The organism is Sapientia aquatica, assembly GCF_004358105.1.
In the GTDB taxonomy this organism is placed as follows: domain Bacteria; phylum Pseudomonadota; class Gammaproteobacteria; order Burkholderiales; family Burkholderiaceae_D; genus Solimicrobium; species Solimicrobium aquaticum.
In genome coordinates this window covers 792,955-817,616 of sequence record NZ_SMYL01000002.1, presented here as the reverse complement: position 1 = coordinate 817,616, position 24,662 = coordinate 792,955, and the positions used below count along the sequence as shown (strand labels likewise).

Genomic DNA, 24,662 nt, shown 5'->3' with positions numbered 1-24,662 from the left:
GGCGATTACGATTTCAAGCCCAATACTTGTTTTTGCAGTGCGATCAAATCGACGATTCCATCGTGCGCCAAATCGAGTAATTTATTCATGGTGGCGCGATCAAATGCCGCACCTTCGGCAGTTCCTTGGACTTCAATGAAATGGCCACTTTCTGTCATCACCACATTCATATCCGTATCACAATCCGAATCCTCTACGTAATCCAAATCTAACACTGGCACGCCTTGATAGACGCCGACCGAAATTGCCGCGATAAATTGCTTGAGCGGGATATTGAGTAATTTATCTTGCTTAACAAGCAGCGCAAACGCATCGTAAGCAGCAACCATAGAACCGGTAATCGCCGCGGTGCGCGTTCCGCCGTCGGCTTGAATCACATCGCAATCCAAATGCAAAGTGCGCTCGCCAAATGCTTCTAAATCAAACGCAGCGCGCAACGAGCGACCAATTAAACGTTGAATCTCTTGGGTGCGCCCACTTTGTTTGCCGCGAGCTGCTTCACGATCCATGCGGGTATTGGTCGAGCGCGGCAACATGCCGTATTCCGCCGTCAACCAACCTTGTCCGCGCCCTTTTAAAAAGCCTGGGACTTTATCTTCAATACTGGCGGTGCAGATGACTTTGGTATCGCCAAATTCAACTAACACGGAGCCTTCCGCGTGCTTAGTAAAATGACGGCTAATGACTACCGGACGAAGCGCGTTATTGTTACGCTTACTTGGACGCTGCAAATGAATCATAGGTATTCCTAACAAATATAAATGCGTGTAGTGTGTGACGCCGCTCTGGCCGCTCTGTATAGCTAGTTTCACAGCTTGGCACGACTTAAAGCTTAACCTTTCAACCCAACACGCGAAGACTTCTGAATAGCGTTGCGAATTTCTTCAATCGCTTTCTCAATATCTGACTCGTCAAAACCATCAACCGCCTCATCGCCGTTATTCACGCTCGCGGCTTCTTTATCCAATATGGTTGAGTGTATCGTGGTCGTGACCGCACCAATTGGCAAGGTGTTGGTACTAATTGTGGATGGATTATCGTCGCCACCTTCCCACATCATGGCCAAAGCCGTGAGATTGTCGGCCGATTTACCAGCAATGGCGGCGGCGCGGTTAAGTAAATCTGGCACCGCGCGAACGATCGTGCGCTCGTGCAAATGTTGAATCAGCACATGCTCAGGCAAAACTGACCATAAGCCATCCGAACATAACATGATTACATCGCCCGCCTGCAAATTAACGCGCCGCGACATTTCAACAATCGGGGAATTAGGCGCGCCTAAGCAGTTGAAAAGCTTATTGCGATCAGGATGCGAATCACGTTGCGAGACATCAACCATGCCTTGAGCGATCAGTGTTTCAAGCCGAGAGTGATCGCGGGTGCGCAATAATAACTGCCCATTACGCATCCAATATAAACGCGAATCGCCACAGTGCGCCCAAAAGGCGGTGTCGTGCTGGATCAAACAGGCAACAATCGTCGTGCGTGGCGTATCCGGTAAATTATTGACGATTTTAAAACGGTGAATTTCTTTGTGCGCCGCTAGAAAGCTCTCTTCTAGGAATCGTTCTGGGCGACCAATGCACGGCTTGGCTTGCTGTTGAAATAAATTGCCTATGGTTTGTATCGCAATCGTGGCTGCCATTTCGCCCATGATATGGCCGCCCATGCCATCGGCAAGCAGCAACAGCAAGGAGTCACGCGTAAAGCAGTAACCCATCCGATCTTGGTTTACTTTGCGCCCTCCAATATGGCTTTCTTGATATACCGAAAAACGCATTAGTGTTGTCCCGTTGATGGTGGCTGTTGGCAGCGACTAGGTATTATTTTTAAAGGTTCAAAAACGTCTTGGCAATTGCTGCAAGTAATTCGCGATCTACAACGTGTTTTCTGAAATCGTCTTGCTATCCAATTCTTGCTGCTTGGGTTTATTGATCATGTCCAACAACTTATCCCAAAACAGTTTTAGTTTATCTAGCGCTGTCGGCTCTTTCTTTTCTTCGACTTTGAGCATGAGCGCTTTTTGCAAGGCGAAGACACTAGGCGGACGTTCTAACGGATCCATTTTCAAGCACCAGCGCACCACATCGATAATTTCGGGCGAGTACGATTCATCCAATTTACGATAATGGCGCTCCATCTTGTCGCTCACTTTGCGCTGATCTGACGGTTGCGGCGGCGCTCCGGCCATACAAGCAAACATGGCCGCGCCGATACTATAAATATCTGTCCAAGGGCCAAGACTAGCGTTTTTCTCATACAACTCTGGCGCGGCAAAACCCGGTGTATACATTGGGTAAAGCTTAGGCAAATCGGTACGCAGCGTCTGACGAGCGGCACCGAAGTCCAACAATATTGGTGTGCCATCTAAACGCAAATAAATATTGGCGGGCTTTAAATCTAAGTGCAGCAACTTGTTGGTATGCACTTCACGCAGGCCATTTAGGACTTGGCTAAACATTTTCCGAATAAAACGTTCAGTGACAATCGGGCGCTCTGGCTTATCGCGTCGGCGTAAAATATGCTCCTGCAACGAACAACCCGATTCATACGCCATCACCATGTACACGGTGTCATTGGCGCGGAAAAAATTCAACACGCTCACCACGTTAGGATGAGAAATACGCGCTAAGGCACGACCTTCCTCAAAGAAACATTTCAAGCCAATTCGATAAATAGGTAAATTTTCAGGAGAAATAGCAGGAGTCAATTCGCCTAACTGACGCAACACCAGCGAGCTCGGCAAATATTCTTTGATCGCAACAGGAGTGCCATCTTCATCGGACGCTAAATAGACGATACTAAACCCGCCAGACGCAATTTTCTTTACAATGCGATATCCAGCGATTTCAAGCCCATCGGGCAGTGGAGCATTATTTTGTGCAGCCATATCGTCCTGTTTTATTAACTTCTGAGTCTCTGTTATCGGCCAATTTATTATTTACTTAGCTATGACCATCTTATTGCAGCAGCTAGTATACTTGTAAGTCGACGTTGATTGAACCATTCCCACTAAGAGGTAATCCGTGAGTATTTATAGCATGACAGGTTATGCTGTCACCAGCCGCGACACTGACGCAGGCAGCATGACAGTTGAAATTAAGAGCGTTAACTCGCGTTTCCTTGACCTGCAATTTCGCATGAACGATGATTTTCGTGCTTTTGAACCATCATTCCGAGAAGCAATAATAACACGCATTACCCGAGGCAAAGTCGAATGTCGTTTCAGTTTTGCACGCAAAGAACAGCAGCAAAACAATAAAGCGATGAACCCTTTGGTTTTGAGTCAACTTGCCCAATTTCAACAAGAGATTCAACAGCAATTTCCCAATAGCGGCCCTCTTTCAACCCATGAAATCTTGCGTTGGCCGGGCGTGATCGAAGAAAACACCGTTTCCGACGACGATTTATCCAGCCATGCGCTCGATTGCATGAAAGCCACTTTGGATGCATTCATCGTCAGCCGCGAGCGGGAAGGCAGCGCTCTACAAGCCGTATTGATCAACAAAATCACCGAAATGGAAGCGATTGTTGAAAAAATTAGCCCTATTGTCCCTCAACTTATTGCGCAATTTCAACAAAAATCGGTTAATCGCTTGCAAGAAGCGCTGGGCTTAACGAATAACAATAACGTTCCAACGATTTCGCGCGAAGAAGTCATGGACCGAATTCGCCAAGAAGTCGCTTTGTACGGTATTCGGATTGATATCGCGGAAGAACTTACCCGCTTATCCGGGCATTTAACCGAAACGCGCCATATTCTCAATAAAGGCGGCCAAGTCGGGAAACGCTTGGATTTTATGATGCAAGAGCTTAATCGTGAAGCCAATACCCTAGGCTCTAAGGCAGCGTTAAAAGAACTCGCTGATGCAGCAATGGAATTAAAACTGCTGATTGAGCAAATGCGCGAGCAGGTGCAAAACTTAGAATAAGTCTCAAAGTTCGCTAACTAGAATTGAAAAGCACAACTGCATCTTTTCTTGTTTGGAGCTTGAGTTTGTAATACAACTTCAAGTCCGCTAACATCGCGGACTTGTTTTTTGTGCCGCCAGCACATAATAATCACTAGTAATCATTGTTAACAATCACCAATAACAGCAAATATTGTTGAAGCATTAAGGAAAGTCATGTCGCAATTAAATCCGCACGCAGGCAGTTTGTTTATGGTCGCCGCTCCCTCGGGTGCTGGCAAATCCACTTTGGTCAACGCCCTGTTGGCCAAAGAGCCTGATTTGCGCCTCTCAATTTCCTACACCACCCGCGCGCCAAGGCCGGGCGAAGTCGATGGACGCGAATATCACTTCACCAGCGTTGAAGACTTCTTAGCCAAAAAAGACAATGGTGAATTTCTCGAGTACGCCGAAGTGCATGGAAATTATTACGGCACATCGCGTGTTTTGATCAACCAGTTTATGCAAGCGGGCACTGACATGCTGCTCGAAATCGACTGGCAAGGAACCCAACAAGTCAAAAAACAATTCCCCCACGCCGTTGGTATTTTTATATTGCCACCATCAATTGAAGCACTTGAGCAGCGCCTTAAAAAACGCGGTCAAGATAGCGAACAGGTCATTACCAAGCGATTATTGGCCGCCGGAGGGGAAATTGCACACGCTCCTGAGTTCGAATATGTTATTATTAATCAGGACTTTGAGACCGCTTTATCTGAATTAATTGCCATAATCACAGCAACACGAAGCCGTTTCAATCAGCAAGCAGCGCGCAATTCCGATTTATTTGCGCAATTTGGCATCCACGCCAACCTCAGCTAAGCGCCTCACTCATTTACATCAATTGCAATTTTAGGAAATTAACATGGCCCGTATTACCATCGAAGACGCATTAAAAAACATTCCGAATCGCTTTCAATTAACGTTATGTGCAACCTATCGTGCGCGCCAGTTATTGCAAGGTCACACACCAAAAATCGATTCCAAAGACAAACCAACCGTAATCGCTCTGCGTGAAATCGCTGAAGGCAAAGTTGGTATCGAAATGTTGAAAAAAGTCCCGCTCTAATACACTGCTTAAGTCTATTCACTTGAAGTAGCTATTCTCAAACCGTGACGGTAGCTTTATCGTCACGGTTTCGTTGTCCGAAAATTTTACGTTTGTTTTATACTTGACCGTACTGTTTATCACTAAATCTGTACAGAATTCGTGTCCTCGTTATTTTTATATCAACGGTATTGTTTTTAATTTTTTGAAGAATGAGTCTGACGCCATCCGAAAGCCTTCCCGCAGAACCAGACGCTCCAGCGCGAGCCAAGGGAAAACGCTTGTCAGTCGCATCAAAGGCCACAGAATCAGCAAATCAATTAGAAACTCCAGCCAAACACGGTGCCGTCTCGATTACCCAATTAACCGACAAACTCAGCACCTACTTAACACCGGCGGACTTAGTCCACATTCGTGAGGCGTTTCGCTTCTCGGACCAAATGCATTTGGGTCAAATGCGCCGTTCCGGTGAACCTTATATTTCCCACCCAATTGCAGTAGCCGAAATTTGTGCGGATTGGAAGCTCGATGCACAAGCCATCATGGCCGCGTTATTGCACGATGTGATGGAAGATCAAGACGTCAAAAAAGAAGAATTACACGAACGTTTTGGTGCCCAAGTTGCTAGCTTGGTAGATGGTTTATCCAAATTAGAGAAGATTGAATTTCAAAGCCAAATTGAAGCGCAAGCGGAAAACTTCCGAAAAATGCTGCTCGCAATGGCACGCGATGTCCGAGTTATCTTAGTTAAACTCGCTGACCGCCTGCATAACATGCGAACCTTGGGCGTCATGCTACCAGAGAAGAAACGCCGCATCGCCCGCGAAACAATGGAAGTGTATGTCCCAATTGCCCACCGGCTTGGCTTAAACAATATCTACCGCGAACTACAAGATTTATCCTTCTCGTATATTTTCCCACTACGTCATCGCACGTTATCCAAAGCCGTCAAAGCAGCGCGCGGAAATCGGCGCGAAGTCGTCGGCAAGATTTTAGAAGCAGTCAACACCACCCTGGCCAATGCGGGGATTAAAGCCGAAGTGCACGGTCGAGAAAAAACCTTGTACGGCATTTACCGCAAGATGCAAGAAAAGCGGCTCTCGTTCTCGCAAGTTCTCGACGTCTATGGCTTTCGAGTCGTGGTAAATAGTTTTAATGAAAGCTACTACGCGCTTGGCGTTTTGCACGGTTTGTATAAGCCGATGCCCGGCAAGTTCAAAGACTACATTGCCATGCCCAAGCTCAATGGCTACCAGTCACTGCACACCACCTTAGTTGGCCCCTACGGCACGCCAGTTGAATTCCAAATCCGTACGCAAGACATGCATCACATTGCCGAATCGGGTGTTGCGGCGCATTGGCTGTATAAAGACAAAGAAGTCTCACTGTCGGATTTACAAGTACGCACTCACGCATGGTTGCAGTCGTTACTCGATATTCAAAAGCAAACTGGCGATTCGGCGGAGTTTTTGGAGCACGTCAAGGTCGATTTATTCCCTGATTCGGTCTACGTCTTCACACCAAAATCAAAAATTATTGCGCTCTCGCGCGGTGCGACGGCGCTTGATTTTGCCTACACGATTCACACCGACATTGGCGACCAAACCATTGCAGCTAAGATCAACCACGAAGCGGCGCCCTTGCGCACTGAATTGCGTAGCGGTGACATCGTTGAGATTATCACTTCACCCAGTTCGCGCCCTACGCCAAATTGGTTAAGTTACGTGCGCACGGGTAAAGCACGTTCAGCGATTCGCCATTATCTGCGCACCGCCAATCTGACTGAATCGACTGAATTAGGCCGTCAATTATTATCGCAATCGTTGGCGCTCTTGAATCTTAATGCCGATTTACCGAATGACATCATTGAAAAGCTGTTGTTTGAATCCAAAGCGAAGACGATGGAAGACTTGTATGCCGACATCGGTGCTGGACGGCGTATGTCTACCTTGGTCGCGCGTCATATTTTGGATTTGATCGAAGACGAGCCATCCTCCATTCCGTTTTTACAGCTCTTCACCGAAACCCTGCCTAGCAACAAGTTAGAACCAGTGGTGATTTATGGCAGCGAGGGAATCTCGGTTGAACTCGCGACTTGTTGCCTGCCAATTCCGGGCGATGAAATTATTGGTCAATTAAAACGCGATCAAGGTTTGGTCGTGCACACCTGCGATTGCCAAATCGGAAAACGCTTGCTGCAAAAAGAACCAGAACGTTGGATTGACGTGGCGTGGGGTAAAGAATTGAACCGCCGCTTTGACTGCAAAATCACGATTTTCACCACCAATGAACGCGGCGCGCTGGCTCGTGTTGCGGCAGAAATTGGCGATTCCGATGCCAATATTATTAATGTCGAAATGGAAGGCAGCGCTTCTGATTCGCTTTCGCAAATTTGCTTCACGATTCAGGTGGAAGGCCGCAAACACCTAGCGCGCTTAATGCGTAATGTGCGCCACATTATTGGCGTCTCTAAAATCCTGCGCGGTCAGGTTTAAGCTTTACTTAGTTCGTAGTTGCACACCACGCTAACCGCGCCCCATCTCAGCACTCACTGTTAATCGAAACGTCGCTGCAATTTAAATTGCTCAGTGGCGCGCACCAAGGCCGTGGCAATCCCCGGCTCCATTGCCGCGTGTCCCGCATCCCAAATCATGTGCAATTTAGATTCTGGCCATGCGCTATGTAGACGAGCGGCCGTATTCGGCGGGCAGATAACGTCGTAGCGGCCTTGCACGATCACGGATGGCAAGTGGCGAATTTTGTCGATATTACGAATCAACTGATCTTCTTCCATGAACGCGCCGTGCATCATGTAATGCGCTTCCAAGCGCCCCAACCCTAAGCTCACCTCGTCTTTTTCAAATTCATCGACAGCGTTGGCCTGAGGTTTCAAAAACAAGCAGCCGCCTTCGTATCTAGCCCAACTGCGCGCGGCTGGCATATACACGGCGGGATCATCGGAGAATAAGCGTTTGGTATAGGCGGCTAATAAATCATGGCGCTCGTCCTCAGGAATAGCTGCGGCGAATTCAGCATGAACTTCTGGGAAAAACCATTTCATTCCACCGATAAACCATTCCACTTCCGCCTTGGTACACAAAAAGATGCCGCGCAAAATAAAGCCTAAGCAGTTCTCAGGATGCGCTTGCCCATAAGCCAACGCCAACGTTGAGCCCCAAGAGCCACCAAAAATCAGCCACTGATTAATGCCTAACATGGCGCGAATCGCCTCGATGTCGTCAATTAGCAATGGTGTCGTGTTATGTCGATATTCGCCCAACGGCGTTGATTTGCCCGCGCCGCGCTGATCGAATAACACGATGCGGTAGTAACTCGGATCAAAAAAGCGCCGATGGGTTGGCGACAAACCCGCGCCGGGACCGCCGTGTAAAAATAATACGGGCACGCCATCAGGGTTACCGCACTCCTCCCAATACAAGCTATGCCCATTATCGACGGCCAAATGACCGCTGCGATAAGGCTGGATTTCAGGGAATAAGGGCGATTTTGTGTCAGTCATCATAAGTCCAGGGAACAGGTGGTGAGGTTAATTGAGGCAGCGAACGGATTAAGAGTCTACTTCAAGATGCGCGAAATTTTATCTCGATTTCTGCCCATCACGATGAATTCAATTGCCTGCCTAGTTAATGAATCAAACTTACAGCGCTAACCAAAGCGCGGCTAATTGATACACATGCCCTACAGTAAAGTTGCTTTTGGTAATTGTCTAGCAGACTTTTCCTTGCTACTATGAATTCACATTGACATTCAATCACAAGCCAAACTGGTACCTGGGCCAACAACAATAACCAATTCGGTCACTACACCCAGCCTTAACACATGAAAAAAATACGTCTAGAACAACTCGCCCTGCTGCCTTACATTGCAAAATGGTTATTGTTAGCCTGCATCGTCGCTGTATTAGCTGGCAGCGCTTCAGCCTTCTTTTTATTCTCTTTGGACCTTGTCACAAATTGGCGTGAAACCCATCCCGACATTATTTGGTTTTTACCGCTAGCTGGTTTTACCGTTGGTTGGATTTACCTGCACTTCGGCAAAAGCGTCGAAGCAGGAAACAATTTAATCATCGATGAAATTCACGATCCCAAAAAAACCATTCCCTTGCGCATGGCACCATTGGTATTAATGGGCACCGTCATTTCGCATTTATTCGGCGCATCGGTTGGACGTGAAGGTACCGCCGTGCAGATGGGCGCAAGCTTAGCCGATCAATGCACAGCGATTTTTAAACTGGCTAAAAAGCAGCGCCGCTTATTAATCATGGCCGGTATTAGCGCTGGATTCGCGTCGGTTTTTGGCACGCCGTTAGCGGGAGCAATTTTTGGATTAGAAGTTTTAGCCGTTGGGCGCATGCGCTATGACGCGATTTTGCCTTGCTTTATCGCGGCCATTGTGGCCGATCAAATCGGCTTACTGTGGGGCGTCCATCACACGCATTACTTCGTTGCCGATGTGCCTGCGATTACGTTTTGGACCTTGTGTGCAACCCTTATCGCAGGCGTGTTATTTGGATTGGTCGGTATGATTTTCGCTAAGGCTACGCACGGCTTATCGGATGTGATGAAAAAATTCATCAAATACGCGCCATTGCGGCCAACAATCGGCGGCGCTATCGTCGCCGTGGCAGTCGCAATGTTAGGCTCGCAGCGCTACATCGGCTTGGGCATTCCCACGATTGTGGAATCATTTCAGCATCCAGTAGCTTGGTACGATTTTTTATCGAAGATGGCCTTCACCATTACGTCACTTGGCACCGGATTTAAAGGCGGCGAAGTCACGCCGCTGTTCTATATCGGCGCGACTTTCGGCAACGCCTTAGCACCGATTCTGCAACTCCCCTTTTCAATGCTAGCTGGACTTGGATTTGTGGCAGTCTTTGCAGGGGCGGCAAATACACCGTTGGCGTCAACGGTGATGGCAATCGAATTGTTTGGCCCAACAATGGGAATTTTCTCAGCCATTGCTTGCGTGATCAGTTATTTATTTTCAGGCCGAACCGGTATTTATCGATCGCAACGCGGTGGACAATCTAAACACCGCAACATCCCTAACGGCACAAAGCTTAGCGATTTAGTGGCCTATCGCAAGAAGCGGGAATTGGAAAATAGCACCAATCACGTTCAGCCTGAAAACAATCAAGAATAAGCTGCGCTGATTGTTAAAATTCAGCGTGAAGTTAAACGCAGCCCACCAAAAAACTGATTCAATTTTCCGCACAAAAATTTTCAAAAAAATTTGAATTTGCAATATCCCATCGCGATTTTTCTCAACATCGTAAACTACCCAATTAGAAAATCTTTCTAATCAAAATAAAGCTCCAAATCAGCCACATCTGCCCTTTTATTTTTAATTGGCGCGCGTATTATTTTAAGGACTCATCAACGGCCACGACGCAAATTACGCGTCAATCGTTGATGCATTTCAGTCCGTTTCAATCCCACTTCAAATCGTTAATTGGCAACACAAAGTAACCAATAACGGCGCCAAAATCAGCATACAAAGATGCTCCAATTCATGCGCTTGTTATTGGTCTCAACAAAGCAGAGAGCTTCTGCTTTGAAAGGCAGAAAATGAATAGCACCACCTCAACGAGTGTACGTATCGATGCGCATCAGCATTACTGGACGATTCAACGATCGGATTATGGTTGGCTGAAACCGGAAATGACATTGCTGTATCAGGACTTTCAGCCGCGTGATTTAGAGCCGCTGTTGGCTCGACATGGGATCGCTAAAACGATCGTTATCCAAGCAGCGCCTAGCATTGAAGAAACCGAATATTTACTCGATTTAGCCACTCAACATGCGTCGATTGCTGGAGTGATTGGCTGGGTTGATATGCTCAGCAGTAAAGCACCTGAGACGATTGCGCGCTTAGCACAACATCCCAAATTTAGGGGGATACGCCCGATGTTGCAGGATTTGCCGCAAGATCATTGGATTAGCGCTGGCAAACATCAAGCGCCATTTGACGCCGCGGTTGAGCAATTATTGGAGCATGATCTTGTGTTTGAAGCGTTGGTCTATACCCGCCATCTCGACTATTTACACGTCTTTGCACAACGTCATCCCAAGCTGCGCATCATCATCGATCATGGTGCCAAGCCCGAGATTGCCAGCGCAACGTGGACGCCTTGGGCCGATAAGATCGCTGTTCTGGCCAAATTACCCAACGTCGCGCGCAAGTTATCTGGATTGATTACTGAGGCGGGGCCGCGATGGTCGGTGGATAGTTTGCGTCCGTATGTCAATCATTTGATGCGCCATTTCGGGACGAACCGACTTATCTGGGGCAGTGACTGGCCGATATTGACCACCGATACGATCTACCCGAAATGGCTGAGCGCCAGCGAAATGTTGTTGAAGGATTTAAACGAATTAGAACGTGACGCCGTATTTGGCGACAACGCCAATCTTTTTTACCGCTTAAATTTATAAAGTGATCGAGCTAATTCACTGTATTAGCGTGTCCATTTATCGAGCGCACTAACGTCCGATGAGCGCGCATCAACCCAGTGCGCGCCGGTCGCCGTGGTTTCTTTTTTCCAAAACGGCGCGTCGGTTTTTAGGTAATCCATCATAAATTCGCAGGCGGCAAAGGCGTCGCCGCGATGTTTGCTGGCAGCGATTACCAGCACGATTTGCTCAGTGACTTGCAATACGCCGACGCGGTGAATAATTACCGCATCTTTGAGCTTCCAGCGTTCGATCGCTTGTTGCGCGATAACGGTCAATGATTTTTCGGTCATGCCAGGGTAATGCTCTAACTCCATCTGGGTGACTTCAACGTCATTGACGCCCTTCGTCACTTCGCGTACGGTGCCTACAAAGCTCGCCAAGGCATCAACATCGCGGTGCTGAATGCGCAACTGAGCGAGTTCAGCACTAACGTCAAAATCATTGGTTTGAATTGCTATTTTCACCTTACCGCCTACCCTTAGTGTTGAATTAGCCGCCAGTCACTGGCGGAAAGAAAGCGACTTCGTCACCGTCTGAGATTTCCGCCGTCTCGTCACACATTTCGTGCTGCACGGCGGCGCGCAGATTACGGCTTAGGGCTAACGACTCCGCCCAAATTCCACCGCGCTCGATCAGCCATGCGCGCACCTGACCGACGTTTTTTACCTCGGCTGGTACGCTCACTATTTCATCCGAGATACCCAACTGCTCACGCAAGCTGGCAAAAAAACGTAAATTGATTTTCATTGCACACGTCACTATTAAATTAACTCAGAAAATGGGATGAACTTGACCATATCACCGGGCTGAATCGTTTGTCCGGCAGGATTATCGACCAAGCCATCGCCCCAAACAGTCGAGCTTAAAACGGCGGAACCTTGGCTCGGAAATAATTCCAAACCACCATCGGCATTTAGTTTGGCGCGTAAAAATTCGTTGCGTTTATCGGCTTTGGCCCAAGTGAAGTCGGCGCGCACTTGGAAGCTTTTGGGCGCAACATCGACCACGCCTTGCAAGCGCAATAAAAATGGGCGCACAAACAATAAAAAGGTCACAAAGCTCGATACCGGATTGCCGGGCAAACCAACAAAAAATGCACGTCCGACTTGACCAAAGGCAAGCGGCTTGCCGGGCTTTACCGAGATTTGCCACATGTTCAATTTACCTTCAGCTTCCACCGCTGGCTTGATGTGATCTTCTTCCCCAACCGAAGCACCGCCTGAGGTGATGACTACATCATTTTCAAACGCGGCTTGTTTTAAGGTGCTGCGGGTCGCGCCCAATGAATCGGGAACAATTCCAAAATCGTGCACTTCGCAGCCCAAATTTTCTAGCAAGGAATTAATCAAAAATCGATTGGAATTGTAAATAGCACCCGGTGGCAACGGATCGCCCGGCATGGCTAATTCATCGCCGGTAAAAAATATCGCCACTTTTAATGGGCGCTTAATCGGTAAGGTGGCTAAACCGACCGATGCTGCCAAGCCTAATTCCTGCGCGCGCAAGCGTGTGCCTGCTTTTAAAATCACGCTCCCACGGCGAATATCTTCACCAATATGACGCACCCATTCACCCGCTTTGGGTAAGTGATTGAGCTTGATGAATTTACCGTCAGCATTTTCAATTAACTCGCATTGCTCTTGCATTACCACGCAGTCCGCGCCGTGCGGCATAGGCGCACCGGTAAAGATGCGCGCTGCGGTACCAGCTTGCAATGGTTTGCCGGGATGACCCGCGGCGATGCGCTGACTGACGGGCAAGGGCTGATTGGTTTCGATGCTGTTTTGCGCATCGAGCGCATTGAGCGCGTAACCATCCATTTGTGAATTTTCAATACTGGGCACATTCATCGGCGCGGAAATCGAGCTCGCCAAAATGCGGTTATTGGCCAACAAGGTTGGCAGTTGCGCCGTATGCGTCATCGGAGCGTGGGTTGCTGCCTCTAGCATAATGCTCAAGGCCTCATTGACGCTCAATAACGGTGAGGAATTTTTCATGATGTCTGTTTGTTTTAGTGGGAATTAGCCGAACGGTTGCGGCTAATTTATTAAAAAATGAATTGCATATATTACCGCAATGATTCAGACAATGTTTCCTGATTACATCACGATACTGGCTATAACTGATCTAACTTTTAAAAAAAATCTCTCAGCCGATACCAACATTTACCCGCCGCTTCGAGCCAAGGAGCCAAGATAGCGCCGCCCGGGAACGGTGGATGCGATAAACGCATAAACAGCGCCAAATGATCGCGCTGCCCCAAAATCGCCTCAGCCACGACGCGCCCAGATACGCAAGTCGGTAAAACGCCGTGTCCAGAATAACCCTGCATCCAATACACATTGCCGCGACAGCCAATTTCTGGCGTGCGGTGCATGCTGATGTCGATATGACCGCCCCACGCGTAATCGATTTTCACGCCCTTTAACGTTGGAAAAACACGTTCCAAGTTAGGGCGCATAGCAGCCGGAATATCCGCCGGAATGCCGCCCAAATAGGTGCAGCCACCACCAAATAGCAAACGGTGGTCAGCCGTGAGGCGGAAGTAATCCAGAATAAATTGATTGTCAGTGACACAGGCATTGCTAGGAATGAGCGCCTTGGCGCGTTCTTGGCCCAATACTTCGGTGGTGACCATGAACGTCCCCACCGGCAGAATCTTGCGACTTAAACCCGCATCGAGTTGATCGATATAGGAATTGCAGGCCAACACCAATTGATCGCACTTGATCTGCCCGCGTTCGGTGGTGACGTGAAGTTGATTGCCAACTTCTTGATACGCAACAGCTCGCGTCTGTTCAAAAATCTGCCCACCCGCCTGCTCAAACGCGCGCGCCAAACCCAAGGCAAGTTTTAACGGATGAATGTGCCCTGCCTCGGGATCGTACAAAGCGGCTTGATAACGGCCACTGTTGACCCAATTGGGTACCTCTTTTTTCTCGATCAGTTGTAGGCTATCGTAATTCCATTTCTGCGCCGCGTGTTCTTGCCATTCACGTAGACCAGCCACTCGGCGCGCTAACACCGAAGCCCATAAATGCCCAGGGCGATAATCGCAATCAAAGCCAAAGCGCTGCGGTAACTGTTTTAATTCACTGGCTGCTTCGCGCATCAAACCCCACAGCACTTTGGCGTCATTCAATCCTAAGGCCTGTTCGATCGGTCCCATGTCACTCGACCAGCCTAAAATTGCCATCCCACCGTTGCGACCCGACGCCGCCCAAGCAATGCGACTGGCATCGATCATCGTCACTTTTTTACCAGCTAAAGCTAAACGCAAACCGGTATGCAAGCCCGAAAAACCAGCGCCGATAATGAGTACTTCCGTTTGTAGATCGTGAGTTTGAGCCGCTCTAGGTTGCGCCTCGACGTTGCTGGCGTAGTAGCTCGGAACATGCTGAGAATCGCGCAAAAACATAGTGGCCTTTTTTATTATTGATTTGAGTAAAACGTCGGCTAGACAAATACTGGCTCAGGCTCCAACTGCACGCCAAATTTGTGCAACACATCGGCTTGTACCGCCTGCGATAAAGCAACCACATCGGCGCCCGTTGCACCGCCCAAATTAACCAACACCAGCGCTTGTTTGGCATACACGCCAGCGCGCCCTAACGCACGCCCTTTCCAGCCTGCTTGTTCAATCAACCAACCAGCAGCGAGTTTGAAACGGCCATCGGCTTGCGGATAGCTGACTAATTGTGGAAAAGCCGCTAATAACGAATCGCGCAACTCGGCGCTGACTAAGGGATTTTTAAAGAAACTGCCCGCGTTTCCGATCACCTTTGGATCAGGTAATTTACTCTGCCGAATCGCACAAATCGCGTCGCTAACTTGCTGCGCGCTTGGTGCCTCAATCCCCGCCAAAGATTGCGCCACATCGCCATAACCAAGCTTGGCTTGCCAGTGTTTAGGCAGAGCAAAGGTGACATCGAGAATCACGCCCAAGTCACGTAATTCGTTTTTAAAAACGCTATCGCGATAAGCAAAACGGCAGTCTTGTCGGTACATGGTGTGTACCGTTTCAGTAGCAAACTCAAACCAGTTCAATGAATGAAAAACGTCTTTGATCTCAACGCCATAGGCGCCAATATTTTGAATTGGTGCCGCACCGACACTGCCAGGGATGAGTGATAAATTTTCTAAGCCGCCCCACCCTTTGGACAAACTCCATTGGACAAACTCGTGCCACCCTTCACCTGCCGCCGCGCGCACATAAAACGCTTGATCGTCTTCCGCCACCAACTCGCGCCCCGCTAATGCCATGTGCAGCACTAGCCCATCAAAGTCGCCGGTCAATACTAAATTACTACCGCCGCCCAAGACTAAACGTGGCAAAGACGACAAGGCAGAATTTTGCTTAATTTGCACTAATTGGTGAACGTTAGTGATGTCCACAAATTGGCATGCCGATGCATCAATCCCAAAAGTGGTCTTAGATTGCAAGGAAACGTTGGATTGGATATCGAAAGGAATGGTATTTGAATTCATAGCGCAGAATTATAAACTGGATAAACCACATATTCTGGCGCGGCTACAAGGGGATAAGTTAAAATAATGCCTTTATTGATAGCTATTCATTAAGGAATTCCACATGCCCTCATTTGATACCGTCTCTGAAGCCAATATGGTTGAAGTAAAAAACGCCATCGATCAGGCCAACAAAGACATCAGCAACCGTTTTGACTTCAAAGGTTCCGACGCGCGCATCGAACAAAAGGATCGTGAATTAACCGCATTCGCCGATGCAGAATTTCAATTAGAACAACTGCGTGAAGTAATGCTCACCAAACTGAGCAAACGCGGCGTCGATGTGCGTTTTTTGGATAACGGCAAAATCGAAAAAATCGGTGGCGACAAGATTAAACAAGTCATCAAAATCAAAAACGGCATCGAAACCGAAGACGCCAAAAAAATCGTGCGCGTCATCAAAGACAGCAAATTAAAAGTTCAAGCCAGCATTCAAGGCGACGCGGTGCGCGTGACTGGTGCTAAGCGCGACGATTTGCAAGCGGCGATGGCGATGTTGAAAAAAGATATTAAAGATTTGCCGTTGGAATTTAATAATTTTAGGGATTGAGCTGTTGCCAATCAATACGCCAGTCGCTGTTGATACGAACAGCTAGCAAAGCAACTGGTGAGATTTAACATCCCCGATCTATGCATCACAAATTGGTACAAGTTTCTATCATCAACGGCTGCAGCACATTAAAAAACTACATTACATAGATCACCAATGAGATTGACAAACTCACCCATTAGCTGCCAGCGCTCTCAACCAACATCGACGGTTGCGGCGTTGCTGCTATTGGTGAGTTTGACCCTCCCAACCATGGCCACGGCGTTGGCCGAACCGATCACGTTGTTTTACGAGAATCGTGCTCCGTTTACCTATATTCAATCAGGTGAATTGCTAGGGGTTGAAGGTAAGTCGGCAGCAGACGTTTTTAAAGCGGCGGGTTACGAATTTACCCTATCAGAAGCACCCGGGGCGCGCCAAATTGAGTGGATAGGCCGAAATATCGACCCCTCTTGTGCGGTCGGAATTTATCGCACCGCGGAACGTGAAAAACTGGGTAAATTTACGCTGCCGATCTACACTAAGCAATCCAAAATTTTGGTTGTGCGAGCCGATAATCGGAAAATTAATTCGTTCCGATCTTGGTCAGAAGTCCTAGAAAATCCGCTGGTAAGCGTGGTCATGCGCAATGGCTACTCGTACGGTGAGAAGCTTGACGCCATGCTCGCGCGCGCCAAAGCCCGCGTGAAACGACTGCCAGCCGAAAGCCGTGAGCGAGTCCGCTTGATTTTAGAAGGAACAACGGACGGAGCAATTTTTACGCCGATTGAAGCAGAATATCAAATCAAGCAATTTGGCGATGAAGGCAAAGCGCTCATCATGATGCGCTTCACCGACTCACCGCCACCAGAACCTAGCTATATTTATTGCAGCAAATCGGTCGACGACAAAATCCTCGATAAGCTCAATGAATACATTAAGAAACTGCCGTTGAATTCAAACTGATGCACAATGGCTTCAATTTTTATTCAACACACATCACAAAAACATCCCACCAGAAGCCTCAATGCGCTGCGCGTTAATCCAACCGCTATCTTGATTTAACAGCGACGCAATCACACCGCCAATATCGTCTGGCAAGCCTACGCGACCCAAGGCTGTTTGAGATGCGACGAAATTGTTCAAGTCTTTATTATCACGCACCGCACCGTGGCCGAAATCGGTCTCAATGGCGCCGGGAGCCACTACGTTGACTGCTATCTTGCGTGGGCCGAGTTCTTTAGCGAGGTACTTGGTAAATACTTCGATCGCGCCTTTCATCGACGCATAGGCCGCGTATCCGGGCAAAGCAAAGCGCGTCAAACCGGTTGAAACGTTAACTATGCGACCATTATCAGCGATTAGTGGCAGCAGTTTTTGGGTCAAAAAGAATACACCCTTGAGATGAATATTAACCAGTTGATCGAATTGTTCTTCAGTGGTTTGAGCAATCGGGTTGTAGATACCAACGCCAGCATTATTGACCAAGAAATCAAAACTGCTGCGTTGCCATTTTTGCGCTAATACGGCGCGCAGACGCTGGGCAAAATGATCAAAGCTGGAACTAACACCGACGTCCAATTGCAGCGCGGCGGCTTTGCCCCCTAACGCTTCGATCTCGGCCACCACCGATGCCGCTTCGGCTTCTTTGCTGTGGTAGGTCACCACCACATCCACGCCTTGTTGCGCTAATTTTAATGCCGCACTTTTTCCCAAGCCACGGCTGCCACCAGTAATGATTGCGATTTTATTCGTCATGATTTTCCTTTTGAACTGTTCATCCCACCATTTGGGGATGACGGTAGTGTATTGAGCTTCCTAAGTCAAACAAAGACCTAAAAATTGATTACACTGTTCAGCAATAACGAACAATCACAAACATCATCAGGGAAAAATATGAATCAATTCGAAGCAATGCGGATTTTTGAACGCGTGGCAGAGCTAGCCAGCTTTACCCAAGCCGCCGACAGTTTGGGCTTACCCAAAGCCACCGTATCGAGCACGATTAAACAGTTGGAAAACAATCTCGGCACCCGCCTGCTACAGCGCACCACCCGCACCGTGCAAATGACGCCAGACGGATTGCTGTATTACGAGCGCTGCAAAGATATGTTGATCGACATGGAAGAACTACAAACCATGTTTCGCCAAAGCGAAGTCGAAATTAGCGGTCGATTACGCATCGACATGCCGGTAGGAATTGCGCGCATGAAGATCATTCCGCGCCTACCTGAGTTCTTAAAAGCCCATCCCAAACTAACAGTGGAAGTCAGTTGCACGGATAGGCGAGTCGATTTGATTCGAGAAGGTTTTGATTGCGTGATTCGCGTCGGGACGCTGGCCGATTCTAATTTAGTGGCGCGCTATTTAGGTTCGATTAAACTGATTAATTGCGCTAGCCCGGCCTATATCGCGCAATACGGAATGCCGCAGTCATTGGAAGATTTAGAGGCACATCGCATGGTGCATTATTCGCCCTCGTTCCTAGTTAGCAATAGCAATTTTGAGTACGTGTTGGACGGACAAACATTTCAAAAAAATGTACCTGCATCGATAGCGGTCAACAACGCCGACGCCTATCAAGCGGCTTGTCTAGCTGGATTGGGAATTATCCAAGCGCCCGAATTTGGCATGCGTGAACTGTTAGCGCAAGGCCGTTTGGTGCAGTTATTGCCCGCTTATAACGCGGCTCCAATGCCAGCTTCAATTTTGTACGCTAATCGCCGCCATGTGCCTAAGCGCACCCAGTTGCTGATGAATTGGGTGGCGGAAGTGGTACGTGAGTAGCGGGTTGAATTACTTCTTAGCGGTAGAGGTGCTGTTAGCGTCGTTAATGCCCTGCTGCGCTAACTTTGCGTCGGGAGAGTTGGCGGGCGCGACCGCTAAGACTTGTTTCCAAAATTCTATCGCTTGTGGATAAGCAGCACGATCAAAGGCTTCACTGGCGGCCAGCTCAAGCGACTTAATGTGTTTGGTGTCTGCGGCCAAAGCGCGTTTTAAAATCACGCGTGATTCATCGTCCCATTTCCGATTATTACTTACCACGCGAGCATCAACCCAGTCGGCCAACAAATCGGCGCTGGTTGGCAATAAAGCAGCAGCTTTGCCGAACGCGTTGGCAGCATCTTGACGGCGTCCTAATTCATTGTACGAGCGCGCTAGCAACAACCAGCCATCGCCGTTTTGCGGATTCTTTTCTAATTTTGCTTCTAAACGTTTGACCGCCGTTGCCATATCACCGCCCGCATTGGAAGCCGGGGCGCTGGTTCCAACTCCAGCGGTGGGCGGCGCGGATACTGTAGGGGAAATGGTCACACGGGAGGAAGTATTCGGTGCCAGGCTGAGTTCAGCACTGGCAGGATTGGAAGTCGATTTGGTCGCAACCACAATCATCGCTCCCGCCACGGCAAGCAACGCCACAATCCAAGGCAAGATGGGCAATATTCGGGTTGAGTTGCACTTAATTGTTTTCGACTTGACGCCAAGCTGTGCACTTGGCGTAGCCTAAAGCCGTTTTATTGATGGCGCGTATTTATTACAATTTTTAAACCCGTAGCGCCAGGTGCAACCGGATTACCTGTTCCTTCCAAATCCCCCGCCTGAGGTGTGGCGCTGCCGGTGCTTGAAACCCGCGCCCCGACCACAACCGATGAGAAATCAGACAGTTTGACATTTGGCATCATGCCCATGCTGTCGTCGAGTTTGAAATGCAAAGGCAAATCTTTTACCTGTTTTTTCAACACAGCCAATGGAAAGCGCGGGCCTTGTTCTGCGCGAGCAAAGATAAATACGGTGGTCTCGCCATCAACCTGATTCTTGAAGCTAGGGTCAATGCTGACATCGCCCTCCACAGCCTTACCTAGAATCTGGGGCGCACTGGCAGCCTGGGTTGGTGCCGCAGCAGGAGTAGCTCCGATGGCTGGCGCGGTAACGCCGCCGGCCATCGCTTGCGCTTCAGCGATGCTCGAGGCAATTGAGCGGCCCATGTCAGATTGCGGATCGACTTCATCCAAGATTTTTTTCCACAGCATGACCGCGTTTTGATAATCACGTTCATCAAATGCAGCGCTGCCCGCTAATGCCAAGGCCTTCACGTTTTTGGGATCGATCTGCAAGGCCCGAGCAATGATTTTTTCTGGCTCGCCTTGCAAGCTCTTGTTCTGCGCCATGCCTAACACATCGGCGTAATCGGCCAAGATTTCAGCGTTATCAGGAACGAGCTTAATCAATTGCTCATACGCGCCAGCCGATTCGCGGTAGCGCCCCTGAATATGATAAGACCGCGCTAGCATTTCCCAACCTTGCACATCATTAGGATTGGCCTTCAGCTTTTGCTCCAAGGTCGCCACCATCGCAATGATTTGCTCTTGGGTGATTTCGGCAGCTTGTCCCGCGTTTGCTTTAGCCTGCGCTGGATCTAAACCCGATGGATTGCCCATGTAGAAATACAGCGAAATTGCCACTATCGGCACCACCAAGCCAATCGCCATCGCAATGACGGGTTTAGCGCTCGTGGTACTTGGCGCGGCGTCGTCGGCGAGCACGTCCGTTGCCACGCGCTTTTCTAATTCTTTGCGGGCATTGTCATAGCTTTCTTGATCAATGATGCCATTGGCAAAATCGGTATCGAGCTCGCGCAATTGATCGCGCAAGACATCTAAATTTAACTCGTTACGCACAACAGTTTTTGCCGTATTCGGCGCGCTTAATAAAGCCGGCATAACAAATAGCAGCGCCGCAATCAGCAGCAATGCTGCCACCAATAAAAACATCGTCATAACGATTCCTTACGATCTAATTCGCTAGTTAATTTCGAGCTTAGTAATTGCTGTGAGCGTTGCTGATCGGCCTCGCTGATCTCCTCAACCACGACTGGCTGTCGCACTCTCGCCACCAGAAAACCTAGTCCCAAAATGAGAAGCAAAAAGGGACCAAACCACAGCAACCAAGTCGTGCTTTTTAATGGCGGACGATACATCACAAAATCACCGTAACGCTCAACCATATAATCAAAAATTTGTTGATCCGTCATTCCAGCCTGAATTTTTTCCCGAACTTGATTACGAAGATCAACAGCTAAATCTGCGTGTGAATCAGCGATTGTTTGGCTTTTACAAACAAGGCATCGCAATTGTTCAGAGACGGCCATTACATGCTTTTCTAATGCTTCGTTCTGAGGTGACTGTGCGGCACATACCGAAGCCAATAACAATGCACAAAAGCCTAACAATAATTTACGCACGTTTATCCTCGCTATTTAATTCTTTAATTAAGGGCAAAAGTTGAGTCGAGATAATTTCTGGTGTGATCGGACCGATAAACTTCTTGCGAATTACGCCCTTTTTATCAATGATAAATGTCTCCGGCACACCATAAACGCCATAATCAATTCCAACCCGACCACTGTCATCAAAGGCGGACAACTGATAAGGATTGCCAAACTGCGCCAACCATGCCATGCCCTCAGGACGACTATCTTTGTAATTTAAACCTATCATCGGAATCGCATTTTGGCGCGAAAAATCCATTAACACCGGATGCTCTTGGCGACACGACACACACCACGATGCCCAGACGTTAAACATCCACACTTGACCGAGCATATCGGACGGCGCAATCGTTTTGCTTGGATCACCTAGCTGGGTGAGACTAAATTTAGGCGCTGGCTTACCAATAAATGGCGAGGGAATTTCACTCGGATTAAGTCGTAAGCCCACACCTAAAAACAGCACTAACGCGATAAATACGCCAAACGGCAATAAGAAACGTCTCATGATTTACACAGGTACTTTGATGGGATTAATCGGAAGATCAGTGCCAGAACCAGAGCTCATGCCCGAAATCGGTGCATCCGAACGGCGGCGCGCTAAACGATAACGACGGTCAGAGGCGGCCAAAAATCCACCAAACGCAATAATCAATGCGCCACTCCAAATCCAGCTAACAAACGGCTTATGCTGCACCCGCACGACCCACACATTCGGGCTAGATTCTTCGCCCAGCGACACATACAAATCACGGGTAAAACCACGATCAATTGCCGCCTCGGTCATCGGCATTTGCTGGACTAAAAAGAAGCGTTTCTCTGGACGTAAAGTCGTTACCAATTTACCGTCGCGCATCACTTCAAAGGTTCCTTGCGCCGCGATATAGTTAGGGCCTTTGACTTCTTTTAGGTCAGTAAAGTGAAAGCTATAGTCGGCCGCGGTAGTGGATTCGCCCACGCGCATACTGACATCGGTGGCAGTCTCATTGCCTTTCACCAAAGTCACGCCCACGACAAACACCGCCACACCAGCATGCGCGATGATCATGCCCCAATAGCTGCGCGGTTGGCTTGCGATTCGACGCCACACCGAAGTACCCGCAGGAGCATGTTTCAAGCGTTCGATCAAATGCGTTAAGGTCGCCAAACCGATCCACAAAGCAATCGTCACACCGAATACAACCATGACCGAATGGGCGAAGGTAATTGCTGCGATGATGGCAAAAATTAACGCCGCCAAAGCCACCCAACGCAGACGAAGTGCGACTTTTTGCAGCACTGCTTTTTTCCAATTCATGAATGGCGCAACCGCCATAAGCAGCAATACTGGAAGCATCAATGGCACGAACACCGCTTCAAAGTACGGCGGCCCGACTGAAATTTTGCCCAGATTAAGCGCATCTAAAAATAAGGGATAGAGTGTTCCCAAAAAGACCGCTGCCGCTGCAGCCAAGAGCAGCACGTTATTGACCAACAACATCGATTCACGCGAGACCAACTGAAAGCTGCCACCCAATCCAACTTTCGGCGCACGGAAGGCATACAACAGCAACGAGCCGCCGATGACAATTGCCAAGAAAATCAAAATAAACAAGCCCCGACGCGGATCGGTCGCAAAAGCATGTACCGAAGTGAGCACGCCAGAACGGACTAAAAAAGTTCCGAGTAGTGACAAAGAAAACGCAATAATTGCCAGCAACACTGTCCAGTTTTTAAAGCTGCCGCGCTTTTCGGTCACCGCCAGTGAATGGATTAACGCCGTGCCGACCAGCCAAGGCATAAAGGAGGCGTTTTCTACCGCATCCCAAAACCACCAACCGCCCCAACCTAATTCGTAGTAAGCCCAAAAGCTGCCCATAAAAATACCGAGCGTCAAAAACATCCACGCAACCAAAGTCCAAGGACGTGACCAGCGCGCCCAAGCCGCATCCAATTGCCCGCCCATCAGCGCAGCAATCGCAAACGCAAACGCCACCGAAAAACCGACATAGCCCATATACAACATAGGCGGATGAATAATCATGCCGAAATCTTGCAATAGCGGATTGAGATCACGACCATCCAGTGCAGCAGGCAGCATGCGTTCGAAGGGATTCGAAGTGAACAACATAAAGCACAAAAATCCAACGCTAATCAAACCCATCACACCCAATACGCGCGCCACCGTAACTTGCGGCAATCCGCGGCTAAAGGTCGCGACCGCAAACGTCCACAACACCAGCATTTCGCTCCACAACAACAACGACCCTTCATGACCGCCCCACGTCGCCGCAATGCGGTAATACAGCGGCAACGTCGAGTTGGAATTCGAGGCCACATACAGCACCGAAAAATCGTTATTGGCAAAACTGTAGACCAAGCAGGCAAACGCAATCGTCACAAAAGTACATTGCCCCGCCGCCGCTGTTCTGGCTAAGGCCATCCAATTCGCGTTACCGCGAAATGAACCCGCAATAGGAATTACCCCTTGCAACAGCGCCAATGCCAGCGCCAACATTAGCGAAAAATTACCGATTTCTGGAATCATTAGTCACACCTTGATAAATTTGGAATTCAGTACCAATCCAGCCAAACAAGCAAGTTGCTCGAGCCGAAAATTTAGAATGGGAACGCGCCAAACCGAGCCATTTTGCCTGTCGTGCCGATTTGTTATTGAGCGCTAGTTTAGCTGATATTAATTGCTGTTAAGAAAAAAAATGGTTGCAATCTGTGACATGCGCGCTTGCTGACCTGATTTTCGTCGGTGGGGCCGCTTTTTTGTGGGCGCCTTAGTTGGACAACGGCCGGCAAATTAAAAAACGAGCCCTACAAGCTCCTTTTTCTCACTTTTCGCCTAACGTTATTTGCTTCAAACATAACGCTG

General features: G+C 48.6%; 24 protein-coding genes. 9 read left to right on the top strand and 15 right to left on the bottom strand.

Translation table 11 applies throughout. From position 1 onward, the window contains the following. Positions 1 to 5: 5 nt before the first annotated feature. The 3 genes from rph to E2I14_RS07625 form a co-directional block, all read right to left on the bottom strand. Complete coding sequence (rph, locus tag E2I14_RS07635) at positions 6 to 740, bottom strand: ribonuclease PH (RefSeq protein ID WP_133327024.1); 735 nt, start codon at positions 738 to 740, stop codon at positions 6 to 8. Between the two features lie 92 nt (positions 741 to 832). Continuing rightward, a complete protein-coding gene (locus E2I14_RS07630) occupies positions 833 to 1,780 on the bottom strand; it encodes a PP2C family protein-serine/threonine phosphatase (protein ID WP_133327022.1) in 948 nt (315 codons plus the stop codon). 96 nt (positions 1,781 to 1,876) lie between these two features. Further along, positions 1,877 to 2,890 carry a serine/threonine protein kinase gene (locus tag E2I14_RS07625; RefSeq protein ID WP_133327020.1) on the bottom strand — a complete coding sequence of 338 codons (1,014 nt, stop codon included), beginning with the start codon at positions 2,888 to 2,890 and terminating at the stop codon, positions 1,877 to 1,879. 136 nt (positions 2,891 to 3,026) lie between these two features. On the opposite strand from E2I14_RS07625, the gene E2I14_RS07620 reads away from it, so the two are divergent. From E2I14_RS07620 to E2I14_RS07605, 4 genes are all read left to right on the top strand, one after another. Continuing rightward, complete coding sequence (locus E2I14_RS07620; RefSeq protein ID WP_227544635.1) at positions 3,027 to 3,932, top strand: YicC/YloC family endoribonuclease; 906 nt, start codon at positions 3,027 to 3,029, stop codon at positions 3,930 to 3,932. Between the two features lie 195 nt (positions 3,933 to 4,127). Further along, complete coding sequence (gene gmk, locus E2I14_RS07615; RefSeq protein WP_133327018.1) at positions 4,128 to 4,772, top strand: guanylate kinase; 645 nt, start codon at positions 4,128 to 4,130, stop codon at positions 4,770 to 4,772. A 43-nt stretch (positions 4,773 to 4,815) separates the two neighbouring features. Beyond that, positions 4,816 to 5,019: a DNA-directed RNA polymerase subunit omega gene (rpoZ, locus tag E2I14_RS07610; protein WP_133327016.1), complete on the top strand. Its 204-nt coding sequence runs from the start codon at positions 4,816 to 4,818 to the stop codon at positions 5,017 to 5,019. A gap of 191 nt (positions 5,020 to 5,210) precedes the next feature. Further along, a complete protein-coding gene (locus tag E2I14_RS07605; protein WP_133327014.1) occupies positions 5,211 to 7,493 on the top strand; it encodes a RelA/SpoT family protein in 2,283 nt (760 codons plus the stop codon). 59 nt (positions 7,494 to 7,552) lie between these two features. Here E2I14_RS07605 and pip read toward each other — a convergent pair whose 3' ends face one another. Next, positions 7,553 to 8,518, bottom strand: coding sequence for a prolyl aminopeptidase (gene pip, locus E2I14_RS07600; RefSeq protein ID WP_133327012.1), 966 nt, complete (start codon positions 8,516 to 8,518; stop codon positions 7,553 to 7,555). Between the two features lie 320 nt (positions 8,519 to 8,838). Between pip and E2I14_RS07595 the strand changes: the two genes are divergently transcribed. After that, the gene (locus tag E2I14_RS07595) at positions 8,839 to 10,164 is read left to right on the top strand and encodes a voltage-gated chloride channel family protein (protein ID WP_133327010.1); all 1,326 of its coding nucleotides are present in this window, start codon (positions 8,839 to 8,841) and stop codon (positions 10,162 to 10,164) included. Between the two features lie 425 nt (positions 10,165 to 10,589). Next, complete coding sequence (locus E2I14_RS07590) at positions 10,590 to 11,456, top strand: amidohydrolase family protein (RefSeq protein ID WP_133327008.1); 867 nt, start codon at positions 10,590 to 10,592, stop codon at positions 11,454 to 11,456. Between the two features lie 23 nt (positions 11,457 to 11,479). On the opposite strand, the gene E2I14_RS07585 is transcribed toward E2I14_RS07590, so the two are convergent. The 5 genes from E2I14_RS07585 to murB form a co-directional block, all read right to left on the bottom strand. Next, on the bottom strand, positions 11,480 to 11,941 hold the full coding sequence (locus tag E2I14_RS07585; RefSeq protein WP_133327006.1) for a molybdenum cofactor biosynthesis protein MoaE: 462 nt from the start codon (positions 11,939 to 11,941) through the stop codon (positions 11,480 to 11,482). A gap of 25 nt (positions 11,942 to 11,966) precedes the next feature. After that, positions 11,967 to 12,224, bottom strand: coding sequence for a molybdopterin converting factor subunit 1 (gene moaD / locus E2I14_RS07580; RefSeq protein WP_133327004.1), 258 nt, complete (start codon positions 12,222 to 12,224; stop codon positions 11,967 to 11,969). 14 nt (positions 12,225 to 12,238) lie between these two features. Continuing rightward, the gene (locus tag E2I14_RS07575) at positions 12,239 to 13,474 is read right to left on the bottom strand and encodes a molybdopterin molybdotransferase MoeA (RefSeq protein WP_133327002.1); all 1,236 of its coding nucleotides are present in this window, start codon (positions 13,472 to 13,474) and stop codon (positions 12,239 to 12,241) included. A gap of 137 nt (positions 13,475 to 13,611) precedes the next feature. Further along, entirely contained in the window at positions 13,612 to 14,895 is a 1,284-nt protein-coding gene (locus E2I14_RS07570; protein WP_133327000.1) for an NAD(P)/FAD-dependent oxidoreductase, read from the bottom strand. 38 nt (positions 14,896 to 14,933) lie between these two features. Further along, positions 14,934 to 15,965: a UDP-N-acetylmuramate dehydrogenase gene (gene murB, locus E2I14_RS07565; RefSeq protein WP_133326998.1), complete on the bottom strand. Its 1,032-nt coding sequence runs from the start codon at positions 15,963 to 15,965 to the stop codon at positions 14,934 to 14,936. Positions 15,966 to 16,068: 103 nt separating this feature from the next. Here murB and E2I14_RS07560 point away from each other — a divergent pair, with 103 nt between their 5' ends. Both E2I14_RS07560 and E2I14_RS07555 read left to right on the top strand, forming a co-directional pair. Continuing rightward, a complete protein-coding gene (locus E2I14_RS07560) occupies positions 16,069 to 16,554 on the top strand; it encodes a YajQ family cyclic di-GMP-binding protein (protein ID WP_133326996.1) in 486 nt (161 codons plus the stop codon). A 156-nt stretch (positions 16,555 to 16,710) separates the two neighbouring features. Continuing rightward, entirely contained in the window at positions 16,711 to 17,499 is a 789-nt protein-coding gene (locus E2I14_RS07555; RefSeq protein ID WP_133326994.1) for a substrate-binding periplasmic protein, read from the top strand. A gap of 33 nt (positions 17,500 to 17,532) precedes the next feature. On the opposite strand, the gene E2I14_RS07550 is transcribed toward E2I14_RS07555, so the two are convergent. Then, the gene (locus E2I14_RS07550; protein ID WP_133326992.1) at positions 17,533 to 18,291 is read right to left on the bottom strand and encodes an SDR family oxidoreductase; all 759 of its coding nucleotides are present in this window, start codon (positions 18,289 to 18,291) and stop codon (positions 17,533 to 17,535) included. Between the two features lie 138 nt (positions 18,292 to 18,429). Here E2I14_RS07550 and E2I14_RS07545 point away from each other — a divergent pair, with 138 nt between their 5' ends. Further along, a complete protein-coding gene (locus E2I14_RS07545; protein WP_133326990.1) occupies positions 18,430 to 19,320 on the top strand; it encodes a LysR family transcriptional regulator in 891 nt (296 codons plus the stop codon). A 9-nt stretch (positions 19,321 to 19,329) separates the two neighbouring features. Here E2I14_RS07545 and E2I14_RS07540 read toward each other — a convergent pair whose 3' ends face one another. The 5 genes from E2I14_RS07540 to E2I14_RS07520 all read right to left on the bottom strand — a co-directional run bounded on the left by E2I14_RS07540 (position 19,330) and on the right by E2I14_RS07520 (position 24,326). Beyond that, positions 19,330 to 19,965, bottom strand: coding sequence for a tetratricopeptide repeat protein (locus E2I14_RS07540; protein ID WP_133326988.1), 636 nt, complete (start codon positions 19,963 to 19,965; stop codon positions 19,330 to 19,332). Between the two features lie 83 nt (positions 19,966 to 20,048). Continuing rightward, complete coding sequence (gene ccmI, locus E2I14_RS07535; protein WP_133326986.1) at positions 20,049 to 21,311, bottom strand: c-type cytochrome biogenesis protein CcmI; 1,263 nt, start codon at positions 21,309 to 21,311, stop codon at positions 20,049 to 20,051. Continuing rightward, positions 21,308 to 21,775 (bottom strand): cytochrome c-type biogenesis protein, encoded by a 468-nt coding sequence (locus tag E2I14_RS07530; protein ID WP_133326984.1) that lies wholly within the window; start codon positions 21,773 to 21,775, stop codon positions 21,308 to 21,310. The genes ccmI and E2I14_RS07530 overlap by 4 nt, the downstream gene beginning before the upstream one ends. Next, a complete protein-coding gene (locus tag E2I14_RS07525) occupies positions 21,768 to 22,307 on the bottom strand; it encodes a DsbE family thiol:disulfide interchange protein (RefSeq protein ID WP_133326982.1) in 540 nt (179 codons plus the stop codon). Before E2I14_RS07525 ends, E2I14_RS07530 begins: the two co-directional genes overlap by 8 nt. A gap of 3 nt (positions 22,308 to 22,310) precedes the next feature. Continuing rightward, positions 22,311 to 24,326 carry a heme lyase CcmF/NrfE family subunit gene (locus E2I14_RS07520; RefSeq protein ID WP_133326980.1) on the bottom strand — a complete coding sequence of 672 codons (2,016 nt, stop codon included), beginning with the start codon at positions 24,324 to 24,326 and terminating at the stop codon, positions 22,311 to 22,313. Positions 24,327 to 24,662 lie beyond the last annotated feature (336 nt).